Consider the following 21949-nt stretch of genomic DNA (forward strand, 5'->3'; position numbering starts at 1 on the left):
GCGCAGTCCCCTGGCCCGCGGCGCCGGCCGCCCCCGGCCGGCCGCCCCGCGCCCCCGCGAACGCCCGCGCCGCCCCCGCCGGCCGCGAGCGGTCGTACTCGGCCCGCCGCGCCGGGTCGCGCAGCACCTCCCACGCCTCGTTGATGCGGCGCATCCGCTCCGCCGCCTCCGCCGAAGGGTTCACATCCGGATGATGCGCCCGCGCCAGCCGCCGGTACGCCGCCCGCACCTCCTCGAACGGCGCCGTCGCCGCCACCTCCAGCTCCGCGTAGTAATCCCGTCGCTGCGCCACGTTCCCAGTATCCCACCCGGAGGTTGGAGGTTGGAGGTTATCCTCCCTCCCCGGTTCCCGCCTCCCGCCTCCCGCTTCCCGCCTCCCGCCTCCCGCCTCCCGCTTCCCGCCCCCTCCCTTGCATCCCCGCCGCCGGCGCCCTACCATTGTTGAGCGAGTTACTCGACTTTCCCCGAAGGAGGGCACCCCGGCCACCATGCGCGTCTCCACCCGCGGCGACTACGGCCTCCGCGCCCTCATCGAGCTCGCCGCCAACTACGGCGGCGGCCCCCTCCAGTCCTCCGAAATCGCCCTCCGCCGCCACATCCCCGAGCAATACCTCGACCAGCTCCTCGCCACCCTCCGCAAAGCGGGGTTCATCCGCAGCGTCCGCGGCCCCTCCGGCGGCCACGAACTCGTCCGCCCGCCCGACCAGGTCAGCGTCAAAGACGTCATCGAGGCCCTCGAAGGCTCCCTCTCCCCCGTCGCCTGGCTCGATGAACCGCCCGAGATGACCGACCACCCCCACCAGTGCGGCCAGCGCGAAATCTGGGAGCGCATCCGCAGAGCCACCGAAGAGATCCTCGCGTCCTACACCCTCGCCGACCTGCTCGAACGCGAGCCCACCGCCACCGCCGGGAGATGGGTCATATGACCGCCGAAACAGGCCGCCCCCGCATCGCCGATTCCGTCCTCGACCTCATCGGGGGCACGCCCCTCGTTCGTCTCAAGCGCGTCATCCCCCAGGACGCCGCCGCCGTCCTCGGCAAGATGGAGAGCCTCAACCCCGGCGGCTCCGTCAAAGACCGCATCGCCCTCGCCATGATCGAAGAAGCCGAGCGCAGCGGCCGCCTCCAGCCCGGCTCCACCATCGTCGAGCCGACCTCGGGCAACACCGGCATCGGCCTCGCGCTCGTCGCCGCCGTCAAGGGCTACCGCCTCATCCTCACCATGCCCGAAGACATGTCCGTCGAGCGCCGCCGCCTCCTCGAGCGGTACGGCGCCGAGCTCGTCCTCACGCCCGCCATCGAAGGCATGACCGGCGCCGTGTTCGCCGCCCAGGAGCTCTGCCGCGAACACCCCGACTACTTCATGCCGCAGCAGTTCGAAAACCCCGCCAACCCCGACATCCACGCCCGCACCACCGCGCGCGAAATCCTCGAGGCCACCGGCGGCCGCATCGATGCCTTCGTCGCCGGCGTCGGCACCGGCGGGACCATCACCGGCGTCGGCCACGTCCTCCGCAGCGAACTCGGCGACCGCGTCCGCATCGTCGCCGTCGAACCCGCCCGCTCCCCCGTCCTCTCCGGCGGCCGCGCGGGCATGCACGCCATCCAGGGCATCGGCGCCAGCTTCGTCCCCGGCGTCCTCGACCGCACCGTCTACGACGAAATCATCCGCGTCGAAGACAAGGACGCCATCCAGTGGTCGAAGCGCCTCGCCCGCGAGGAAGGCATCCTCGCCGGCATCTCCGCCGGCGCCAACGTCTTCGCCGCCCGCAAAATCGCCGAACGCCTCGGCAGCGGCAAGACGGTCGTCACCGTCATCTGCGACACTGGAGAGCGCTACCTCAGCGTCAACATGTAGCCCGCCCGTCACGCCCGCGCCGCGCGCAGGGAGCGTTGCTATGTGCAACCATATTCCAGCTGACCAGAGCCGAAGGAGGACCCCCGTGTCAGTCAACGTCTACATCCCCACCCCGTTCCGCCACCTCGTCGGCAACCGGGCCAGCGTCCGCGCCACCGGCGTCACCGTCCGCGACATCATCGAAGACCTCGACCGCCAGTTCCCCGGCTTCCGCGCCCAGCTCGTCGATTCCACCGGTGAGCGCGCCCGCCACATCAACATCTACGTGAACCAGGTCGAAATCGAAAATCTCGCCGGCGAAGCCACCGAACTGAACGAAGGCGACGAAGTCGCCGTCATCCCTGCCCTCGCCGGCGGCGCCCCTACCGCCCTCACCCCCGAAATGGTCGAGCGCTACAGCCGCCACATCATCATGCCCCAGGTCGGCAGTGCCGGGCAGCGCAAGATCATCGAATCGAAGGTCCTCATCATCGGCGCCGGCGGCCTCGGCTCCCCCGTCGCCCTCTACCTCGCCCTTGCCGGCGTCGGCACCATCGGCATCGTCGATTTCGACGTCGTCGACCGCTCCAACCTCCAGCGCCAGATCCTCCACCAGACCGACGACATCGGGAAGCCGAAAGTCCAGTCCGCCCGCGAAACCCTCCTCGCCCACAACCCGAACATCGAGGTCGTCACCCACGAGACCCCGATCACGAGCGACAACGCCTTCGAGATCATCAGCCAGTACGACATCGTCGTGAACGGCGCGGACAACTTCGCCACCCGCTACCTCGTCAACGACGCCTGCTACCTGCTCAAGAAGCCGCTCGTCGATGGCTCCATCCTCATGTTCGACGGGCAGGCCACCACCTACCTCCCCGGCAAGGGCTGCTACCGCTGCCTCTACCCCGCGCCTCCGCCCCCGGGCATGGTCCCCTCCTGCGCCGAAGCCGGCGTCCTCGGCGCCATGTGCGCCACCATCGGCAGCATCCAGGCCACCGAGGTCCTCAAGCTCATCCTCGAAATCGGCGACCCCCTCGTGAACCGCCTCCTCCTCTACGATGCCCTCACCCTCGAATTCCGCATCGTCAAAGTCCGCCGCGACCCGAACTGCCCGCTCTGCGGCGATAACCCCACCATCCACGAACTCATCGACTATGAAGCCTTCTGCGGCGCCCCCATCCCCCACGCCGCCGCGCCCTTCGGCGGCTGAGCCCGCGCCCGCATCCCACCAACGGAGACCATCCCACCAGCCATGACCAGCACCTCCACCCCCACCGTCAGCGTCCGCGTCACCGCCGTCCTCCAGAAGCTCACCGGCGGCCAGAAGACCATCGAAGCCGCCGGCCGCACCGTCGCCGAAGTCTTCGACGACATCGAAGCCCGCTATCCCGGCTTCAAAGCCCAGGTCTACGGCCCCGATGGCAAGCCCCACCGCTTCGTCAACATCTACCTCAACGACGAAGACATCCGCTACACCGGCGGCATCGAGACCGCCCTCAAGGCCGGCGACGTTCTCGATATCCTCCCCGCGCTGGCCGGCGGCCAGTAAGCCCCGCGCCATGGCGCTCTACCGCTCCGTCCTCGAACTCATCGGCAATACCCCGCTCGTCGAGATGCGCCGGCTCTCCCCGCGGCCGGGCATCCATCTCTACGCCAAGCTCGAGGGCCAGAATCCCACCGGCTCCGTCAAAGACCGCATCGCCAAGTACATGATCGAGGCCGCCGAAGCCCGCGGCGAACTCAAGCCCGGCGATACCATCCTCGAGCCCACCTCCGGCAACACTGGCATCGGCCTCGCCATGATCGGCCGCGTCAAGGGCTACCGTGTCGTCTGCGTCATGCCCGAATCCGTCAGCGAAGAGCGCACCTTCCTCCTCCGGGCCTACGGCGCCGAGATCATCTACACCCCCGGCGAACTCGGCTCCAACGGCGCCATCGCAAAAGCGAAAGAGATCGTCGAAGCCAACCCCGGCAAGTACTACTTCCCCTACCAGTACGGCAACGAAGCAAATCCCCGCGCCCACTACGAAACCACCGGGCCCGAAATCCTCCGCGACCTGCCCGAAGTCACCGTCTTCGTCGCCGGCCTCGGCACCGGCGGCACCCTCACTGGCACCGGCCGCTACCTCAAGGAGAAGAAGCCCGGCGTCAAAGTCATCGCCGCCGCGCCCCACCCCGGCGACCTCGTGCAGGGCCTCCGCGCCCTCGAAGAAGGCTTCATCCCGCCCGTCTTCGATGAAACCGTGCTCGACGGCAAGATCGTCGTCGATAGCCGCTCCAGCTTCGCCATGTCGAAAGAGCTCACCCAGAAAGAAGGGCTCTTCGTCGGCATCAGCTGCGGCGCCGTCGTCAAAGCCGCCCTCAAGGCCGCCGAGCGCCTCGAAGGCGAACAGCACATCGTCTGCCTCCTCGCCGATGGCGGCTGGAAGTACCTCTCCTCCAACCTCTGGACCACCGACTGGGAAGACCTGCCCGAGGACATCGAAAGCAAGATCTGGTGGTAGCCTCGCCCGCCGCCCTCCGCGACAGCACCTGACGCGCACCCGTGGTAGATTCCCCCGCCGTCATCCTGCTGTCGTGAGGTCTGCCCTATCGTGTACTGCACGTCCTGCGGTGAAGGGCTCCCTGCCGGGGCCCGCTACTGCGCTGCCTGCGGCGCCCGGGTAAAAGTTCCCGCCGCCCAGGCACCCGTCGAATCCATCGCCCCGCCCGTCGGCTATCCGGCGCCATCCCCCAATGGGTCCCCGCCGCAGCGTCGAACGCCGCGGGTGCGTGTGTGGGGAGCGTCCTCCCCGCCTGCGGAACAGACCGCAGCCCGCCGGACCGGCACCATCCAGCGGTCGCGGTCTTCCAGCGACGCTCCAGCCGATACCCCGGTTATCGGGGCACCCCCGGTCGAACGTTCCGAACCGGGCCGCGCAGACGGCCCCTGGCCGCTCCTCATCTCCCGCGATGGCTGGGTCTACCGCTCGGCATCCGGCCTGGCACTGACCATCACGATCATCAGCGCCGTCTCGGCTGTTGCAGGTCTACTCGGTGCGCTATGGACATTTCAGGCGTTTGCCTCCACTGGGCCGTGGGAGTCGGGCCCCGACCCCGAGGAGCTCGACCCTGCAATGATCACCTTAGCTATACCGTCGCTTGCCTATTTCTTCGACTTGCCGCTGCTCATCGCATGGACTCGCCGCGTCACAGGCAACCTTAAGCCTTTTGGTGCGGAACTTGAGTTGGGCACCGGTTGGGCCATCGGTTCCTTTCTTTTGCCAGTCGTTTCCTTCTGGTTCCCCGTACGCCTTTGGAATCAGGCATGGCGTGCGACTGACCCCGGACTCCAACCCCCGGTAGGATGGTTCTACCGTAGTCTCCGCGGTCGTCATCTTCACTGGGTCGTTTGGGCTCTCTGGGTCTTCATGGTGCTAGCGGAGCGGGCGTTTGGACAGACGCGGTTTGATTCAGTCGACGAACTCGGTCAGGGGCTCGTAGTCCTTGGTCTGGGCTTCGCCGCCGCGCATTTCTTGCTCATCCTCCTCGTCCGCGGCCTCACCGCCCGCCAGGATACCTATGCCCGCATCTGGGCCGCCGCGCCGCTCGCCGCCTCGCCCGCGCCGCCCGGAGGGTGACGCCTTCATCGCCCGCACGCCACAATTCCCCCATCCCACGGAGGTGCGCCTGATGTACTGCACCCGCTGCGGCGCCTGGAATGCGCAGGGAGCCGCCTTCTGCTGGAAGTGCGGCGCCAGCCTCGCCCCCGCCGCCCCGTCCCCGCCGCCCGCCCCGGCAGCGCCCGGCGCACCGTCCGAATCCCCGGCCGCAGGAGCCCCGCCCTCGCCACCCCCGCCCGCCGGCTACGGCCAGCCCCCGGTTCAGCCCCCGGCCTGGCCCCAAACCCCCTACGCGACCTACCCGCCGCCGGCAGCGCCGGTCTACGGGCCGCGGTGGTTCTACCTCTCCGCCTCCGGCCTCGCGCTCGGCATCTCCATCACCGCCGCCGTCGCCGCGGTCCTCTACGGCATCGCCGCCGGGCTCGGCCTCGCCGGCGCCGCTACGGACGACTGGGACGCGCTCGAAATCTCCGGCGCCTTCATCGGCCTCGGCTCGCTCGCCGCCATCGCCGTCGGCATCCTCCTCATCATCTGGACCCGCCGCATCACCGGGAATCTCCTCCCCTTCCAGCCCGCGCTCGAGCTCGGCACCGGCTGGGCCGTCGGCAGCTGGTTCGTCCCCATCATCAACTACTGGTTCCCCCTCCGCATCTGGAACCAGGCCTGGCGCGCCACCGACCCCGCCATCGCCCCGCCCATCGGCTGGCAGTGGAAGGGCCGCCCTGTCCCCGCCGTCCATGTGCTCAGCTGGGTCGCCTACCACGTCGGGAGCTGGGTCGCCATCATCGGCATCCCCACCGAAGACGATACGAACGCCGCCATCGGCTACGCCGGCTTCGCCGGCGGCACCCTCGTCGCCATGGGCATGGTCTTCCTCATCCTCGTCGTCCGGAACCTCACCGCCCGGCAGGACGAGTACGCCCGCCGCTACCTGCCCGGGCTCGGCGCGCCCGGCGCCGTTCCGCAGGGTCCGGTCTTCCGCGGCGGCTGATCCTGCCGCCCGGGCACGAAACGGCCCGGCTGGCTCTCCGCCTGCCGGGCCATCGAACCGCTGCGCCTGGCCGCCTCAGCCGGCCCCGGCCTCGCCGTCCTCCGCCGCCGCCGCGGCGCTCCTCGCGCCCGCCCGCTGGCCCAGCTCCCGGTCCATGAACAGGATGCCCGTCCGATCCTCCCCAACCATCCGCAGCCGGTCCAGGATGGTCGAGACCGTCGCCTCCTCCTCCGTCTGCTCGTTCACGAACCACTGCAGCAGCGGCAGCGAGGCGTAATCCCGCTCCTCCAGCGCCAGCGCGTACAGGTCGTGGATCGCCTTCGTCACCCGCTGCTCGTGCCGCAGCGCCGCTTCGAACGCCTCCACCACCGTCGCCGGCGTCGGCGCCGGCTTGTCCAGCGCCAGCAGCTCCAGCCGCCCGCCGCGCTCCAGCACGAAGTTGATGAACTTCATCGCGTGCGTGTACTCCTCCGATGATTGCAGCCGCATCCAGTGGCTGAACCCCGGCAGGCTCCGCAATTCGAAATCCCCGCCCATCTGCAGGTACACGAACGACGATTCGAACTCCAGCTTGATCTGCGCGTTGTACGCACGCGTCAGCGATTCCGAAAGCTGCACGATCTACCTCCGGCTCCAATCGAGCACCCCACCAGTCTACCGCACGTGCCGTCCGCTTCCTGTCTCCCGGCTCCCCGTTCCCGCTTCCCGCCCAATCCGCTATCCTGCCCCCGGCACCGGGACCACCCCGCACGACGGCCCGAAGCCAGGATGGTTCACCCGCTTCATGCTCCTCGCCTTCGATATCGGCAACACCTCCATCCATATCGGTCTCTGGGACGGCGACCGTCTCGTCGATACCTGGCGCATCGGCGTCGAGCGCGAAAAGCTCCCCGATGAGTACGGCGTCCTCATCCTCTCCCTCCTCGACTACAGCGGCATCGATTCCGGCGCCGTCACCGCCTGCATCATCGGCTGCGACGTCCCCCCGCTCATCCCCACCTTCGAGCAGGTCTGCCGCAAGTACTTCCGCGTCGAACCCCTCCTCGTCGGCCACGGCCTCCGCACCGGCGTCCGCATCCTCTACGACAACCCCCGCCAGCTCGGCGCCGACCGCATCATCGACGCCGTCGCCGCCAGCCGCCTCTACGGCACCCCCGTCATCGTCGTCGACTTCGGCACCGCCACCGTCTTCGATGCCGTGAACGAACACGGCGACTACCTCGGCGGCGCCATCGCCCCCGGCATCGGCATCGCCAGCGAAGCCCTCTTCTCCCGCGCCGCCATGCTCTACCGCGTCCAGCTCGAACGCCCGCCGGCCGCCATCGGCAAGAACACCATCCACGCCATGCAGTCCGGCATCCTCTTCGGCTACGTCGGCCTCGTCGAAGGCCTCGTCGCCCGCTTCAAACAGGAGCTCGGCGGCAACCCGCCCGTCGTCGCCACCGGCGGCCTCGCCTCCCTCGTCGCCTCCGAAACCGACTGCATCGACATCGTCAACGGCGACCTCACCCTCATCGGCCTCCGCCTCATCTACGAACTCAACACCGACCGCGACTGACCCGCCGGGGTACCCGCATGGCCGACTTCACCCTCCGCGACCTCCCCCTCCAGGGCCGCCACATCGTCCTCGGCGTCACCGGCTCCATCTCCTGCTACAAAGCCGCCGACCTCGCCAGCAAGCTCCGCCAGGCCGGCGCCGCCGTCGAAGTCGTCATGACGCCCGCGGCCGCCCGGTTCATCGCCCCGCTCACCTTCAAGTCGCTCACCGGCCGCGATGTCGTCATCGACATGTTCGAGGCCGCCGAAACCGAGGCCCACGTCGAAGTCGCCCGCCGCGCCGACGCGATGGTCATCGCGCCCGCCACCGCCGATTGCCTCGCCAGCCTCGCCCACGGCCTCGCGGGCGACATGGTCGCGCTCACCGCCCTCGCCACCGCCGCCCCCATCCTCGTGGCCCCTGCCATGGATAGCCAGATGTGGGAGCACCCCGCCACGCAGGAGAACGTCGCCACCCTCCGGGAGCGCGGCGTCGAGGTCGTCGGCCCGATGATCGGCCGCCTCGCCAGCGGCCGCAGCGGCCCCGGCCGCCTCGCCGAGGTGCCCGATATCCTCGGCGCCCTCCGCCAGCTCCTCGGCCAGCGCACCGGCGATCTCCGCGGCCGCCACATCGTCGTCTCCGCCGGCCCCACCTACGAACCGATCGACCCCGTCCGCTTCGTCGGCAACCGCTCCACGGGCAAGATGGGCTTCGCCATCGCCGAAGCCGCCCGCGACCGCGGTGCCTTCGTCACCCTCGTCGCCGGCCCGGTCGCCCTCGAGACCCCCTGGGGCGTCCACCGCGTCGATGTCCAGACCGTCGCCGAGATGCTCGTCGCCCTCGAACAGGCCACCGCCGACTCCGACGCCGTCATCATGTCCGCCGCCCCGGCCGATTTCCGGCCCGTCAGCCCCGCCGACCACAAGATCAAGAAGGCCCCCGGGCAGGAAACGCTCGCCATCGAACTCACCCAGAATCCCGACATCATCGCCAGCCTGCCCGGCGGCGGCGTCCGCGTCGGCTTCGCCGCCGAGACCCGCAACGTCGCCGACTACGCCCGCCAGAAGCTTCCCGCCAAGCGGCTCCACTTCATCGTCGCCAACGACGTCTCCGCCCCCGGCTCCGGCTTCGGCACCGAGACCAATGAGGTCGTCATCTTCCACGACGACGGCCGCGTCGAGGAGTTCCCGCTCCTCTCGAAGTACGCCGTCGCCCACCTCATCCTCGACCGCGTCCTCGAGCGCCTCCAGCCGGCCGGCTGAACCCGCCCCTGCCTACGCCCCCGGCGTCGGGTCGCCGGCGCTGAGCATCCGCCCCACCCACTCCCGCGGCGGCGGCAGCTGCTTCCGGTAGCGCAGGTAGAACACCGTCGCCGGCACCGCCAGCGCCACCGCGATCAGCCCCGCCGACACCGCCTGCGCCTCCCACGACTTCCCGAACGAATCGCCGAACGCGACCACCACCGTCGTCGGCACGATGGACCCGAGGAACACCAGCGTCGTGAACAGCCGGAACGACATCCCCGTCAGCCCCGCCGCGTAGGCCGCGAAATCGAACGAGACCGGCATCATCCGCCACCAGAACACGAGATGCGGCCCCATCTCCTTCGCCAGCTGGTCCACCTTCTCCGCGCCCTCGTGCCCGATGAGCCGCGGGATGAACCGCCGCCCGAACTTTCGCGAAATCGCGAAAATCACCACCGACCCCAGCAGCTGCCCGATGACCGCGTAGACCACCCCCCAGAACGTCCCCCACGCAATCCCCGCCGCGATCATGAACGGCGGATTCGGAATCGGCGCCACAATCATCGCCAGCGCCAGCACGAGAATCAGCAGCACCGGCCCCCACGGCCCGAGGTCGCGGATCCAGCTCCGCACCTTCTCGACATCGATGTCGCCCGTCAGCAATCCCAGCAGGATCACGCCGCTCGCGCCGCCCAGCGCCAGCACCCCCAGCACCCGCCGCCGGAACTTCCGGTTCATCAGCAGCGGCGTCCCCGGCGCCAGCGGCTCGTCCCGCCGCCCGGACCCGAACAGGTCCGTCAGCTCGCCCCACGCCACGTACGCGACGACCACCCCGAGCCCGATCGCGACCGACCGGGAATGCAGGTACTCCAGCCCGAGCAGCGTGACGGCCGCCCCCAGCGCCAGCGCAAAAAGCCCGATGAGTCCGTCGCGCATCCGCCCAAAATCCTACGGCATCGCCGTCATCGCACAATGAACGCGCAGAGAAACCCGTTCGAAACCTTTCCGCAGTACCCTCCCGCAGTGGAGATCGCGCAGGTCCGCATCCGTCCCGCCCGCGAGGCCGACCTCCCGGCCATCAACCGCATCTACAACGACGAAATCCTCCACGGCACCGCCACCTGGGACACCGAGCCCTGGTCCGAAGCCCGCCGTCTGGCCTGGTGGCAGGCCCACGGCGACGGCCTCCAGCCCGTCCTTGCCGCCGAGTCCCCGGACGGCCGCCTCCTCGGCTTCGCCTATCTCACCTTCGTCAGCGACAAGCCCGGCTGGCGGTTCACCCGCGAGGACACCATCTACCTCGACCCTGCCGCGCGCGGCCTCGGCCTCGGCCGCCACCTCCTCGCCGCTCTCCTCGACGAAGCCCGCCGCATCGGCGTCCGCACCGTCCTCGCTTCCATCACCGCAACCAATACCGCCAGCATCCGCCTCCACGAACGGCTTGGCTTCGAACGCGTCGGCGTCCTCCGCAGCGCCGGCTACAAATTCGGCCGGTGGCTCGATACCTGCTACTACCAGCTCGACCTCGGCGAACCGCCGCCCGGCGCGCCTGCCTGGGACACGCCGGTCGGGCGCGCGACATAAAGCTTTGCGGAAGGTCCAAAAAGGTCGGACGAAGGCCTTCGCAGCGCCCCCGCGCCCTGCGGAACGGCGAAAACCGGGCGTATATTTCGGGAGAAACAGGTGAACCCGGGGCCGCCTCATGCGCTTCCCTCTCCGCAAGTCCTCGCCGCAGGAACCGCCGCCCCCGGAGGCGCCGGCAGCCCCGCCGCCCATCCCCTTCCCCGCCGGCCACGACGCGCCCGGCACCTGGGATGAGCTGCTCCAGCCGCCCCGGCCCGCTGCCGCGCCCCTGAAAGGCCAGGCATCCGCCGCCGACGCCCGCGCCGAGCGCCTCATCCGCCAGGTCCGCAAAGACCTCGACCGCCTCCAGGCCAGCCTCGACCGCCTCGCCGTCGAACAGGCCGACCTCCTCGCGGTCGACCCCGCCGCCGCGGCCGCCGCGCCCGAAGCCGCCGCCGCGCTTCCGCCCCCCGCCCTCGTCCGCGCGCTCGTCGCCCTCCACGAGGAGAACCGCGCCCTCCGCAAGCAGCTGCGCAAGGCCCGCAAGCAGCGCGACCGCGCGCTCCAGCTCGCCCGCTCGCTCGAACTCACCGCCGCCGGCCGCGATGCCCGCCTCGCGGCCCTCGAAGAGGTCATCGCCGCGCTCCACGGCAACCTCCAGGATCTCCGCCAGCACCGCGACCTCCTCGTCCAGCGCGAACCCGCGGCCCTCCGCGAACCCGGCGCGGGCACGCTGCCGCCGCCGGGCGGTCCGCGGTGAGCGCCCTCCTCCGTCCAGCCGACCTCCGCGCCGACATCGAGGCCGTCCGGCGCGACGCCCTCGCGCGCGTCACCGAGATGGACCTCCTCGTCGCTACCCTTCGCGATCACATCCGCGACCTCCAGGCCGAACGCGACCAGCTCCGCGCCGAGCTCGCCCGCCTCCGCCGCGAGCGCCTCCTCGAGGCCGCCCGCTGGCTCCACCGCGGCCTCCAGCCCCAGCGCTAGGCCTCGTCCCCCTCGCCGTCTGCCGGCAGCCGCCGCAGCACCCGCCGGAACACGCCGCCTTCCAGCTGCCAGAGCCGGTCCTCGAGCGCCCTCCGGTGCGGGAGCGTCCGCGGCCCCGCCGCCAGCTCGCACGTGTGAAAGCCGTTCGTCTCCGCCCACTCCCGCGCCCGCTCCACCATCCACACCTCGAGCCCCCGCCCCTCGTACGCCGGCTCCAGCACCGGCTCCGAAACCCGCGCCAGCCCGCCGCCGGCATCCGCGGCGTGCACGACCCCGACGACCCGTTCCCCGTCGGCTGCGACGAACCAGCCCGGCCGCGCGCCCTGTTCGAAGACCCACGGGTCCATCCCGGTCAGCCGCCCGATCGCCGCCGCGTCCGCCCTTCGCTGCTCGCGCACCGTCAGGAGCGGCAGCCGCCGCTCGAGCACCGCGAGCCGCTGCCCGGCATCGTCCCGCGTATGCCCCACCGGCAGGTAGCCGAGCCGCGCGAAGTAGGCTGCCATCCCCGGCGTGTCCGGCGCCGCGCAGCGCACCGTGCGCAGCCCCCGGTCCTGCGCCGCCCGGCCGACCGCCCGCACCAGCTCCGCCCCCGCCCACGGCTCCAGCGACCGCAGCAGGTCGAACCACGCAACCCCCTCCTCCTCCCTCCACCGCACCGCTCCCGCGATGCCCGCGTCGTCCTCCGCCAGCAGGAAGGCCGCCCCCGTCTGGAGCAGCCGCGCCGCCTCCCCCGCATCCCGGGGCGCGCCCGCCAGCCCGCTCCCGGCGTGCAGCTCCGCCAGCGCCTCCGCGTCCTCCGCGCCGGCCGCCCGGACCCGGAACCGCCCCGTCATGCCCCGTCGTCGCTCACGAACGTCGCCGGGTTGAAGTACGCATCGATCTGCATCCACGCCACCCGCGAGTAGTGGAACGCGGCCGGCGTCACCAGCCCGACGAGCACGAACGCCGCCGCCACGATCGTCCCGAACGGCGCCCCCGCCAGCAGCAGCCACAGCCACACCGGCAGCGTGACGAACAGCCCGATGAAATAGCTCGCGTACATCGCCCCCGTGAAATACCCCGGCTCCCGCTCGAACGCCAGCCCGCACACCGCGCACCGCGCGCGCATCCGGAACGGCCTGGCCCACACCGCCCCGCGGCAGCACCGCGGGCACCGCATCGCCAGCGCCGCCCGCACCCGCCGCACCACCCCGAACTGCGGCCACGCCGCAGCGCCCGCTTCAGCGCCAGCCGCTGCTGCCCGGTTCTCCACTGCCTTCTATGGTGTACGCTTGAATCCCACCGATGTACAGGCCGCGCGACCTCCCGCTGCTCAACCGCCTGCGGGACCAGGTGCTTTACGCCGCCGGTCCCATCGGCTCCAGCCTGCTCGCCCTCAACCTCGGCCCCGAAGCCTACGTCGCCCCCGACGGCGAAGCCCACGACGGCTGCCCCGAATGGCTCAATGTCGCCAACCCCGGCATCCTCGAAGGCATCTACGCCTCCTTCTACGAAGTCGGCGTCGACGCCGTCGATAGCTGCTCCTTCGGCGCGAATCCCGTCGTCCTCGCCGAATTCGGCCTCGCCGACCGCACCCGTGAGCTCAACCGCCTGGCTGCGCAGGTCATCGGCCGCGTCCGCGACCGCTACTCAACCCCCGAATGGCCCCGCTACGCCTTCGGCACCATCGGCCCCGGCACCCGCCTCCCCTCCCTCGGCCACATCACCTACCGCGAAATCCGCGAAGGCTGGCGCGAGCAGTGCATCGGTCTCCTCGAAGGCGGCATCGACGTCCTCAAGATCGAAACCTGCCAGGACCTCCTCCAAACGAAGGCCGCCCTCGCCGCCGCCGAGGACGCCATGGCCATCACCGGCCGGCGCGTCCCCGTCATCGCCTCCGTCACCATCGAGAGCACCGGCACCATGCTGCTCGGCTCCGATATCGCCGCCGCCCTCGCCGTGCTCGAACCGCTCGACGTCGTCGACATCATCGGCATCAACTGCGCCACCGGCCCCGAGCAGATGGTCGAGCACGTCCGCTACCTCGCGAAGAACTCCCGCCGGCCCGTCTTCATCGGCCCCAACGCCGGCCTGCCCGAGGTCATCGACGGCCGCGCCTGCTACACCCTCTCTCCCGAAGAGTTCGCCCGCTACCACGACATCTTCGTCAACGAATTCGGCACCTCTATCGTCGCCGGCTGCTGCGGCACCACCCCGCCCATGTTCGCCGAGGCAATCCGCCGCATCGGCCGGCCCCGCCCCAAAGAGCGGCCCACCCGCTACGTGCCCGCCGCCGCCTCCCTCTACACCGCCGTCCCCATCGAGCAGGAGACCTCCTTCCTCGTCGTCGGCGAACGCACCAACGCCACCGGCTCCCGCGCCTTCCGCGACCTGCTCCTCGCCGAGGACGTCGACGGCATGGTCGCCCTCGCCCGCGAACAGGCCGCCGAAGGCGCCCACGTCATCGATGTGATGGTCGACTACGTCGGCCGCGACGGCGCCGCCGATATGGCCCGCGTCGTCTCCGCCTTCCGCACCCAGGTCGCCGTCCCGCTCGTCTTCGACAGCACCGAAGTCGCCGTCATCGAAACCGCCCTCGAACTCTACGGCGGCCGCGCCATCGTCAACTCCATCAACCTCGAGGACGGCGAACGGAAGATCACGAAGCTCCTCCCCCTCATCAAGCAGCACGGCGCCGCCGCCGTCGCCCTCACCATCGACGAAGAAGGCCAGGCCCGCACCGCCGACTGGAAGCTCCGCGTCGCCCGCCGCATCTACGACCTCGCCGTCGAACGCTACGGCATGGAGCCCGGCGACCTCCTCTTCGACTGCCTCACCTTCCCCATGACGAGCGGCCAGGAAGAGCTCCGCCGCGACGCCATCGAAACCCTCGAAGCCATCCGCCGCGTCAAAGAGGAGCTCCCCGGCGTCCACACCATCCTCGGCGTCTCGAACTGCTCCTTCGGCCTCAAGCCCGCCGCCCGCCGCGTCCTCAACTCGGTCTTCCTCCACGAAGCCATCCAGCACGGCCTCGATGCCGCCATCGTCAACGCGAAGCAGATTCTCCCCCTCAGCCGCATCCCCCAGGAGCAGCTCGAAACCGCGCTCGACCTCATCTACGACCGCCGCCGCGAGGGATACGACCCCCTCACCCGCTTCATCTCCCTCTTCGAAACCGCGGAAAAAGAGAAGCCCGCCGCCTCCGCCTCCGCCGCCCGCCTCCCCGTCGAAGAGCGCCTCCGCCGCCGCATCATCGACGGCGACCGCCGCGGCCTCCACGACGACCTCGACGAAGCCCTCGCCCGCTTCGACCCCCTCACCATCATCAACGAACACCTCCTCGCCGGCATGCGCGAAGTCGGCGACCTCTTCGGCGCCGGCAAGATGCAGCTCCCCTTCGTCCTCCAGTCCGCCGAGACGATGAAGGCCGCCGTCGCCTACCTCGAGCCCCACATGCCCCGCGTCGAGGGCCAGTCCAAGGGCAAAGTCGTCCTCGCCACCGTTCGCGGTGACGTCCACGATATCGGCAAGAACCTCGTCGATATCATCCTCACCAACAACGGCTACACCACCTACAACCTCGGCATCAAACAGCCGATCGCCAACATCATCGAAAAAGCGCAGGAAGTGCAGGCCGACGTCATCGGCCTCTCCGGCCTCCTCGTCAAGAGCACCGTCGTCATGCGCGAAGACCTCGAAGAGCTCAACGCCCGCGAGCTCTTCCACTACCCCGTCATCCTCGGCGGCGCCGCCCTCACCCGGAAGTACGTCGAAGAAGAGCTCCGGCAGGTCTACAAAGGCCGCGTCTACTACGCGCAGGATGCCTTCGAAGGGCTCTCCACCCTCGACCGCATCATCCCCGCCCTCCGCGAAGGCAAACCCCTCCCCGAACTCACCCGCGGCGGCCGCGAAGTCACCCCACAGGACACCGGCTACGACCCCGTCGGCGACCCGAACGCCGCCGCCGCCCCCTCCGACCGCGACTACGCTCCCTCCGACGTCGAGCGCGGCGTCCCCATCCCCACGCCCCCCTTCTGGGGCTCACGCGTCGTCCGCGGCATCCCGTTGCGCGACATCTACCCCTACATCAACGAGGTCGCCCTCTTCCGCGGCCAGTGGCAGTACCAGCGGGGCGAGCGGAGCGAAGAAGAGTACGCCCGCTTCATCGAAGAAGAGGTCCGCCCCATCTACCGCCGCTGGCAGGAGCGCGCCATCGCCGAGCAGCTCCTCATCCCGTCCGTCGTCTACGGCTACTTCCCCGCTCTCGCCGAGAAGAACGACCTCATCGTCTGGCCCGGCCTCGAAGGCGGCGAGCCCGCCGGCGAGCCCGTCCGCTTCCACTTCCCCCGCCAGCCCTCTGGCCGTCGCCTCTGCATCGCCGACTTCTTCCGCTCCGTCGAGGAAGTCGCCGCCGACCCTGCCGGCCCCCGCTTCGACGTCGTCGCCATCTCCCTCGTCACCATGGGCCCCCGCGCCAGCGAATTCGCGCGCCAGCTCTTCGAAGCCAACGAATACCGCGATTACCTCCACTGGCACGGCTTCTCCGTCGAAGCCGCCGAGGCCCTCGCCGAGTACTGGCACAAGCGCATCCGCGAAGAGCTCGGCATCGCCGGCAAGGACGCGACCGATATCCGCAAGCTCTTCGCCCTCGGCTACCAGGGCTGCCGCTACAGCTTCGGCTACCCCGCCTGCCCCGACCTCGAAGAGCAGGCGAAGATCGCGGCCCTCCTCCGGCCGGAGCGCATCGGCGTCGAGCTCTCCGAGACCTTCCAGTGGCACCCGGAGCAGACCACCGCCGCCGTCATCGTCCACCACCCGGGCGCCCGCTACTTCGTCATCCGCTGAACCCCTCGCGCGCCGCGCGCTGCCCCGCTAGGCTGTCCCCGCCAGCACATCCCGCGGAGGCTTCCCATGCCGCCCATCCACTTCGGCGTCACCATCCCCCAGATCAAGCGCACCTGGGAGGAAGCGAAGACGAACGCCCGCGAGTTCGAAGCCATGGGCTTCGATTCCCTCTGGGTCGGCGACCACCTCTACGGCCCGCAGTCGCCACAGATCCCCATCCTCGAAGCGTGGTCGCTCGTCAGCGCCGTCGCCGCCATCACCGACCGCGTCGAAATCGGCACCCTCGTCACCCCCGCCGGCATGCGCAACCCCGCCCACCTCGGCAAGGTGATCGCTACCATCGACAACATCGCCGGCGGCCGCATCATCCCCGGCCTCGGCGCCGGCTGGATGCCTCGCGAATTCACCGACTTCGGCGTTCCCTTCCTCCCCATCGGCGCCCGCATGCGCCAGCTCCGCGAAACCCTCGACCTCCTCACCGCCATGTGGACCGAGCCTGAGGTCACCATGCAGGGCGAATTCGTGAAGGTCCAAAACCTCGTATGCGAACCGAAGCCGGTCCGCAAGCCCCCCATCCTCGTCGGCGGCGCCGGCGAAAAAGTCCTCCTTCGCATCGCCGCCCGCCGCGCCGACATCTGGAACAACCTCGCCGCCCACCACCACGCCCTCCCCCGCAAAATCGACGTCCTCCGCGATCACTGCCAGGCCGTCGGCCGCGACCCGGCCTCCATCACCATCAGCCAGCAGTGCCTCGTCGTCATCGCGCCCGATGACGCCGCCGCCCAGCCGATGATCGAAACCGCGAAGAAAATCTTCGGCGGACACATGGGCGACCCGACCGGCCCGCTCGCCATCGCCGGCAGCCCCGCCCGCGTTCGCGAGCAGATCCAGCGCCACATCGACCTCGGCTGCACGATGTTCGTCATCGAGTTCTTCGGCCGCGACACCCGCGAGCCCGCCCGCCTCTTCGCCGAGACCGTCCTGCCCCACTTCAAGTAGCCGCCACGCCGCCCGGGCGCGCCTCAGCCGCCCCGGCCTACCACCACCCCTCCTTGTACCACCACCCCTTGTGCTCCCGGCCTGCCTGGCCCGCCTCCTTCAGCCGGGCCAGGTGCTTCCGGCAGAGGTGGACGGTCAGCCGCTCGCGCTCCTCGCCGCGCCACTTCAGCACCGCCACCTCCTGGTACGGCGGCTCGATACACCACAGGCACCGCATCCGCGCCATCAGCGCGCCTCCTTCCCGTGCTCCTCGAATTCCATCACGAACCCCCACTCCCGGCTCTGCCACGGGTCCGGGGCATACCGGAACCGGTTCCGCCGGAAGCCGCACCGCTCGTACAGCCGGTGCGCATGCTCGAACGCCACATCGCTGAACAGCACCAGCCGCCGCGCGCCCGCCTCCCGCGCCATCCGCACGACCTCCCGCGTCAGCCGCTCCCCCAGTCCCTTCCCCCGCGCCGCCGGCAGCAGGTACAGCCGGTGCAGTTCGAACTCCCCGCCGCCCTCGTCCGTCAGCCCGATGCAGCCGACCACCTCGCCCGCCGGTGATTCCGCCACGAGGAACCAGCCCGTCGGGTAGTGCGCCTCCGGCCGCAGCACGTCCGCGTCGTAGTCCGCCTCCGCGAACGGGAAACCGTACTCCTCGAACACCGCCGCCACCACCCGCCACGGCCCGTCCCCGTGCCGCGCCCGGTCGTACGGCACGACCCGGTAGCCGTCTGCCTCCACGGGATTACCCCCGCTCCTCCGCCACCAGCCCCATGATGTTGTAGCCGCTGTCCACGTACAGGATGTCCCCCGTCGTCCCGCTCGACATCTCGCTCCCGAGGAACACCGCGGCCTCGCCGACCTGCTCGATCGTCACGTTCCGGTGCAGCGGCGCGATATCGGCGAACGCCTTCAGGTAGTCGCGGAAGCCCGAAATGCCGCTCGCCGCCAGCGTCCGGATCGGCCCCGCGCTGATCGCGTTCACCCGGATGCCCTCCGGCCCGAGGTCCCACGCGAGGTAGCGCACCGTCGCTTCCAGCGCCGCCTTCGCCACGCCCATGACGTTGTACTTCGGCGCCACCTTCTGCGACCCGTAGTACGTCAGCGTGATGATGCTGCCTCCGTTCGGCATCAGCGGCCGCGCCGCCCGCGCCAGCGCCACCAGCGAGTACACCGACACGTTGTGCGCCAGCAGGAACCCCTCGCGCGAGGTATCGATGAACCGACCCGCGAGGTCCTCCCGGTTCGCGAACGCGATCGCGTGCACCAGCACGTCGATCGTCCCCAGCCGCTCCTGCGCCGCCGCGAACACCCGCTCGATGTCCTCGTCCTTCGTCACGTCGCACAGCTCGATGAAATCCGCGCCCACGCTCTCCGCGAGCGGCCGCACCCGCTTCTCGAGGTTCTCCGCCGCGTACGAAAACGCCAGCTTCGCCCCCTCGCGGTGGAACGCCTGCGCGATGCCCCACGCAATCGACTTATCGTTCGCGACGCCGAAAATCAGCGCTGTCTTGCCATCGAGCTTTCCCATGGCTCGCTAGGGTACGGCCTGCCCAACCGAGGGGGAAGGCGCGCTCACCACTGGCCCCACCAGCGCGCCGGCCGGAGCCGCACGAGCACCATCGCGTCGTGGCCGCCCTTCGCCACCTCCTCCCGCGCGACCGTCTCGCCCCGGTAGTGCGCCCACAGGGCGAACCGGTCCTCGAGCCGCAGCGGCTCGATGGCCGCCGGCCCCTCGGCCGTCAGGTAGCGCCAGTCGTCGAGCCACGTCAGCGTCGCCCGGCCGCTCCGCTCGAGGTTCCGGTGCTTCTGCGAGCCGCGCCCCGTCACGATGTGCGCTTCGCCGTCCCGCCACAGGTACCAGACCGCCGCCGCGTGCGGCCGCCCCTGCCCGTCCACCGTCCCGAGCACGGCCGTCCGCGGCTCCCCCAGCCGCCCCGCCCACCAGCCCTCAGGCGGCGCTACGAGTTCAGCCACGTGACATCCCCGCAGAGGTCAGGCGCGTGCTCGCGGCTCGCGAACACCGCGTACTCCGCCTTGCTCGCCCCGATGGTCGTCGTCGGCCCATGGCCGGGGTACACCACCGTATCGTCCGGCAGGCGGTACAGCTCCCGCACGATCGAGGCGATCTCCTGCTGCAGCGCCGCGTTGTCCTTCGAGCGGCCCGGCCCGCCGGGGAACAGCGTATCGCCCACGAACACACTCTTCCCGCACAGGTAGGCCGTGCTCGCCGGCGTGTGCCCCGGCACGCTCAGCACCCGGAACCGCAGGCTCCCCACCGCGATCTCCTCCCCGTGGTGCACCGGCACGTCCAGCTGCCCCTCCTTCAGGCCCGGCTCCGCGGGGTCGGCGTACAGCTTCGCGCCGTAGGCCGCCTTCAGCGCATCGATCGCCGGCGTATGGTCGAAGTGCCCGTGCGTGAGCAGGATCCGCGTCGGCCGGACCCCGGCCGCTTCGGCCGCGGCCATGTTCGCTTCCGGCTCGCCCGGCGCGTCGATGAACGCTGCCTCCCCGGTCGCCCGGTCCACCACCACGTAGACGTTGTTGCCGTAGCCCGTCGGCCCTCCGATCACGATCTCGAGGTCGCCGTCACGAATCCGTTCCATCGAACCCTCCCGCGCGTGGTGCCCCCATCCTACCGCGTCCGCTCCCGCCCCCGCGCCGCGACGTCGGCTGACGCCTGCCCCCGGTATCCTCGCCGCGAACGTCTCGCGAGGAGGTTGCTCGATGCCCGCTGAACCCGAACAGCCCGGCCGGCAGCCCGCCCCGGCGCCTCGAGGCCCCGCGGCGGAGGATCCCGCGAACCAGGCCGTCATCTGGTTCGTCGGCCGCCCGATCGGCCCGCTCGTCCGCGGCTCGCGCCCTGCCGCCGGCTCCGGCGACGCAACTGCCGCCAGCCCGCAGGACGGTCAGCCGGCCGAACCCGGCTCCCCCGAAAGCTGAGCGTTCCGCAGCACGTAGGCGGCCTGTCCCGGCGTCCGTAGCCGGTACAGCCGTGTCCCGGGCCGCCGCAGCGTCTCTAGCGATGCGGCGATGCTGCGGCGGCTCCGCCGGAACGCCGTCAGCCCCCACAGCAGCATCGAATCCCGCGACAGGAACGTCTGCCGCAGCGTCTCCCGGTTCCCGTTCCACAGCTCCGCGCCCCGGAACGACCGTGACACCGTCCGCCGCGCGAGCCGCCCGTACACCACCGGGAACGGCAGGTCGAGCCACACCACCGTCTCCGCCCGCGGCAGGATGAGGTCGCGCACCAGCCCGTAGTTCCCTTCGAAAATCCAGCCGCCGCGGTGCTGCTCCAGCAGCGCCGCTACGGCCGCCCGGAACTCCTCCCGCGAAAGGTCCTGCCAGCCAGGCCGTGCGTGGTAGACCGCGTCGAGTTCGATGACCGGCAGCCCCAGCCGCTCCCCCAGCGCCCGCGCGAGCGTCGATTTCCCGCTGCCCGACGGCCCGTAGACCGCGACCCGCCGGCCGAACGGCACCGGCCGTTCGGCGCGCTCAGCCGCCATCCGCCTCCCGCGCCAGCGCAGCCATCGCGTCCGTTATTTCCGGCCAGAGCTGCTTCGGCAGGTCGTGCCCCATCCCGGAGAACGTCAGCAGCCGCGCCCCGGGCACCGCCTCCGCCGTCGCCTGCCCGCCGCTCAGCGTCACGAGCGGGTCGGCCTCCCCGTGGATGACCAGCGTCGGCACGCGCACCCCGCGCAGCCCCTCCGTCCGGTCGCCCGTCGCGAGGATCGCGACCAGCTGGCGGGCCGTCCCTTCCGGGTAGAAACACCGGTCGTAGTCGCTCGCGATGCGCGCCCGCAGCTCCGCCTCGTCCGGCGGGTAGCCCGGCGAGCCGATGATCGTCCAGGTCTTCAGCCCTTGCTCGATGGCCGCCTCGCGCGTCGCCGGCGGAGGCGCCAGCAGCGCCGCCATCGCCTCCGGCTGCGGCTGCCCCACCGCCGGGTTCCCCGTCGTCGACATGATCGACGTCATCGAGCGCACCCGGCCGCCGTGCCGGATCGCCATGCACTGCACGATCATCCCGCCCATCGAGGCGCCCGCGATGTGCGCCCGTTCGATGCCCAGGTGATCCAGCAGCCCGGCCGCATCGTCCGCCATGTCCCAGAGCGTGTACGAAGCCGTCGAATGGTCGCCCGCCATCGCCTTCGCGATATCCGGCTGCGGCCCGCCCTCGATCTTCGACGACAGCCCGACGTCCCGGTTGTCGAACCGGATGACGTAGAACCCCTTCTCCGCGAGCAGGTCACAGAACGCCGGCTCCCAGAGCGTCATTTGCGCGCCGAGCCCCATCACCAGCAGCAGCGGCCGGCCGCCCGGGTCGCCGTGCGTCTCGTAGTACAGCTGGAGTCCATTCGAAGGTGCGTACGGCAT

General features: G+C 70.6%; 27 protein-coding genes. 15 read left to right on the forward strand and 12 right to left on the reverse strand.

All coding sequences use genetic code 11. The features are described from left to right. On the reverse strand, positions 1–292 hold a 292-nt coding region (locus N2041_RS09395), incomplete at its 3' end, for a DnaJ domain-containing protein (protein ID WP_297678114.1). 196 nt (positions 293–488) lie between these two features. Between N2041_RS09395 and N2041_RS09400 the strand changes: the two genes are divergently transcribed. From N2041_RS09400 to N2041_RS09430, 7 genes are all read left to right on the forward strand, one after another. Then, positions 489–926: an Rrf2 family transcriptional regulator gene (locus N2041_RS09400; protein ID WP_297678116.1), complete on the forward strand. Its 438-nt coding sequence runs from the start codon at positions 489–491 to the stop codon at positions 924–926. Then, the gene (gene cysK / locus N2041_RS09405) at positions 923–1858 is read left to right on the forward strand and encodes a cysteine synthase A (RefSeq protein ID WP_297678118.1); all 936 of its coding nucleotides are present in this window, start codon (positions 923–925) and stop codon (positions 1856–1858) included. The genes N2041_RS09400 and cysK overlap by 4 nt, the downstream gene beginning before the upstream one ends. 85 nt (positions 1859–1943) lie before the next feature. Further along, positions 1944–3050 carry a molybdopterin-synthase adenylyltransferase MoeB gene (gene moeB / locus N2041_RS09410; protein WP_297678120.1) on the forward strand — a complete coding sequence of 369 codons (1107 nt, stop codon included), beginning with the start codon at positions 1944–1946 and terminating at the stop codon, positions 3048–3050. A gap of 42 nt (positions 3051–3092) precedes the next feature. Next, on the forward strand, positions 3093–3389 hold the full coding sequence (locus tag N2041_RS09415; protein WP_270057483.1) for a MoaD family protein: 297 nt from the start codon (positions 3093–3095) through the stop codon (positions 3387–3389). 10 nt (positions 3390–3399) lie between these two features. Beyond that, complete coding sequence (locus tag N2041_RS09420) at positions 3400–4344, forward strand: PLP-dependent cysteine synthase family protein (protein WP_297678123.1); 945 nt, start codon at positions 3400–3402, stop codon at positions 4342–4344. Between the two features lie 90 nt (positions 4345–4434). After that, positions 4435–5460, forward strand: a complete 1026-nt coding sequence (locus N2041_RS14920) for a DUF4328 domain-containing protein (RefSeq protein ID WP_367187716.1) — start codon at positions 4435–4437, stop codon at positions 5458–5460. 52 nt (positions 5461–5512) lie between these two features. Next, positions 5513–6433, forward strand: coding sequence for a DUF4328 domain-containing protein (locus N2041_RS09430; RefSeq protein WP_297678127.1), 921 nt, complete (start codon positions 5513–5515; stop codon positions 6431–6433). 75 nt (positions 6434–6508) lie between these two features. On the opposite strand, the gene N2041_RS09435 is transcribed toward N2041_RS09430, so the two are convergent. After that, entirely contained in the window at positions 6509–7051 is a 543-nt protein-coding gene (locus tag N2041_RS09435) for a ferritin (protein ID WP_297678129.1), read from the reverse strand. A gap of 166 nt (positions 7052–7217) precedes the next feature. On the opposite strand from N2041_RS09435, the gene N2041_RS09440 reads away from it, so the two are divergent. Beyond that, on the forward strand, positions 7218–7991 hold the full coding sequence (locus tag N2041_RS09440; RefSeq protein ID WP_270057478.1) for a type III pantothenate kinase: 774 nt from the start codon (positions 7218–7220) through the stop codon (positions 7989–7991). Between the two features lie 17 nt (positions 7992–8008). Next, a complete protein-coding gene (coaBC, locus tag N2041_RS09445; RefSeq protein ID WP_297678131.1) occupies positions 8009–9232 on the forward strand; it encodes a bifunctional phosphopantothenoylcysteine decarboxylase/phosphopantothenate--cysteine ligase CoaBC in 1224 nt (407 codons plus the stop codon). Between the two features lie 12 nt (positions 9233–9244). Here coaBC and N2041_RS09450 read toward each other — a convergent pair whose 3' ends face one another. Further along, entirely contained in the window at positions 9245–10150 is a 906-nt protein-coding gene (locus N2041_RS09450; protein WP_297678133.1) for a TVP38/TMEM64 family protein, read from the reverse strand. A gap of 87 nt (positions 10151–10237) precedes the next feature. On the opposite strand from N2041_RS09450, the gene N2041_RS09455 reads away from it, so the two are divergent. The 3 genes from N2041_RS09455 to N2041_RS09465 all read left to right on the forward strand — a co-directional run bounded on the left by N2041_RS09455 (position 10238) and on the right by N2041_RS09465 (position 11764). After that, entirely contained in the window at positions 10238–10798 is a 561-nt protein-coding gene (locus tag N2041_RS09455) for a GNAT family N-acetyltransferase (protein WP_297678134.1), read from the forward strand. A 118-nt stretch (positions 10799–10916) separates the two neighbouring features. Beyond that, positions 10917–11537 (forward strand): hypothetical protein, encoded by a 621-nt coding sequence (locus N2041_RS09460; protein ID WP_297678136.1) that lies wholly within the window; start codon positions 10917–10919, stop codon positions 11535–11537. Next, entirely contained in the window at positions 11534–11764 is a 231-nt protein-coding gene (locus N2041_RS09465) for a hypothetical protein (RefSeq protein WP_297678138.1), read from the forward strand. The genes N2041_RS09460 and N2041_RS09465 overlap by 4 nt, the downstream gene beginning before the upstream one ends. Here N2041_RS09465 and N2041_RS09470 read toward each other — a convergent pair. Together N2041_RS09470 and N2041_RS09475 are read right to left on the reverse strand one after the other, a co-directional pair. Then, a complete protein-coding gene (locus tag N2041_RS09470) occupies positions 11761–12597 on the reverse strand; it encodes a hypothetical protein (RefSeq protein WP_297678139.1) in 837 nt (278 codons plus the stop codon). The genes N2041_RS09465 and N2041_RS09470 overlap by 4 nt on opposite strands. Further along, positions 12594–13016: a DUF983 domain-containing protein gene (locus N2041_RS09475; protein ID WP_297678141.1), complete on the reverse strand. Its 423-nt coding sequence runs from the start codon at positions 13014–13016 to the stop codon at positions 12594–12596. Before N2041_RS09475 ends, N2041_RS09470 begins: the two co-directional genes overlap by 4 nt. A 32-nt stretch (positions 13017–13048) precedes the next feature. Here N2041_RS09475 and metH point away from each other — a divergent pair, with 32 nt between their 5' ends. Further along, positions 13049–16588, forward strand: a complete 3540-nt coding sequence (metH, locus tag N2041_RS09480) for a methionine synthase (protein WP_297678143.1) — start codon at positions 13049–13051, stop codon at positions 16586–16588. 66 nt (positions 16589–16654) lie between these two features. Further along, positions 16655–17587 carry a TIGR03619 family F420-dependent LLM class oxidoreductase gene (locus N2041_RS09485; RefSeq protein ID WP_297678145.1) on the forward strand — a complete coding sequence of 311 codons (933 nt, stop codon included), beginning with the start codon at positions 16655–16657 and terminating at the stop codon, positions 17585–17587. Between the two features lie 37 nt (positions 17588–17624). Here the strand turns inward: N2041_RS09485 and N2041_RS09490 are convergent, their stop codons facing one another. From N2041_RS09490 to N2041_RS09510, 5 genes are read right to left on the reverse strand one after another with little or no spacing between them, the layout of a single operon-like run. After that, entirely contained in the window at positions 17625–17813 is a 189-nt protein-coding gene (locus N2041_RS09490; RefSeq protein ID WP_270057468.1) for a hypothetical protein, read from the reverse strand. Then, entirely contained in the window at positions 17813–18316 is a 504-nt protein-coding gene (locus N2041_RS09495; RefSeq protein WP_297678148.1) for a GNAT family N-acetyltransferase, read from the reverse strand. Before N2041_RS09495 ends, N2041_RS09490 begins: the two co-directional genes overlap by 1 nt. A 4-nt stretch (positions 18317–18320) precedes the next feature. Then, positions 18321–19106 (reverse strand): enoyl-ACP reductase, encoded by a 786-nt coding sequence (locus N2041_RS09500; protein WP_270057466.1) that lies wholly within the window; start codon positions 19104–19106, stop codon positions 18321–18323. A 44-nt stretch (positions 19107–19150) separates the two neighbouring features. Next, positions 19151–19552 carry a TIGR03618 family F420-dependent PPOX class oxidoreductase gene (locus tag N2041_RS09505; RefSeq protein ID WP_297678150.1) on the reverse strand — a complete coding sequence of 134 codons (402 nt, stop codon included), beginning with the start codon at positions 19550–19552 and terminating at the stop codon, positions 19151–19153. After that, a complete protein-coding gene (locus N2041_RS09510) occupies positions 19537–20181 on the reverse strand; it encodes an MBL fold metallo-hydrolase (RefSeq protein WP_297678152.1) in 645 nt (214 codons plus the stop codon). Before N2041_RS09510 ends, N2041_RS09505 begins: the two co-directional genes overlap by 16 nt. Positions 20182–20302: 121 nt before the next feature. Here N2041_RS09510 and N2041_RS09515 point away from each other — a divergent pair, with 121 nt between their 5' ends. Continuing rightward, on the forward strand, positions 20303–20518 hold the full coding sequence (locus N2041_RS09515; protein WP_297678154.1) for a hypothetical protein: 216 nt from the start codon (positions 20303–20305) through the stop codon (positions 20516–20518). Here the strand turns inward: N2041_RS09515 and N2041_RS09520 are convergent. Beyond that, positions 20485–21081 carry an AAA family ATPase gene (locus tag N2041_RS09520; RefSeq protein WP_297678156.1) on the reverse strand — a complete coding sequence of 199 codons (597 nt, stop codon included), beginning with the start codon at positions 21079–21081 and terminating at the stop codon, positions 20485–20487. The two genes, N2041_RS09515 and N2041_RS09520, sit on opposite strands and share 34 nt — an antisense overlap. Further along, the gene (locus tag N2041_RS09525) at positions 21071–21949 is read right to left on the reverse strand and encodes an alpha/beta fold hydrolase (protein WP_297678158.1); all 879 of its coding nucleotides are present in this window, start codon (positions 21947–21949) and stop codon (positions 21071–21073) included. Before N2041_RS09525 ends, N2041_RS09520 begins: the two co-directional genes overlap by 11 nt.

Source organism: Tepidiforma sp. (assembly GCF_026419595.1).
GTDB lineage: Bacteria > Chloroflexota > Dehalococcoidia > Tepidiformales > Tepidiformaceae > Tepidiforma.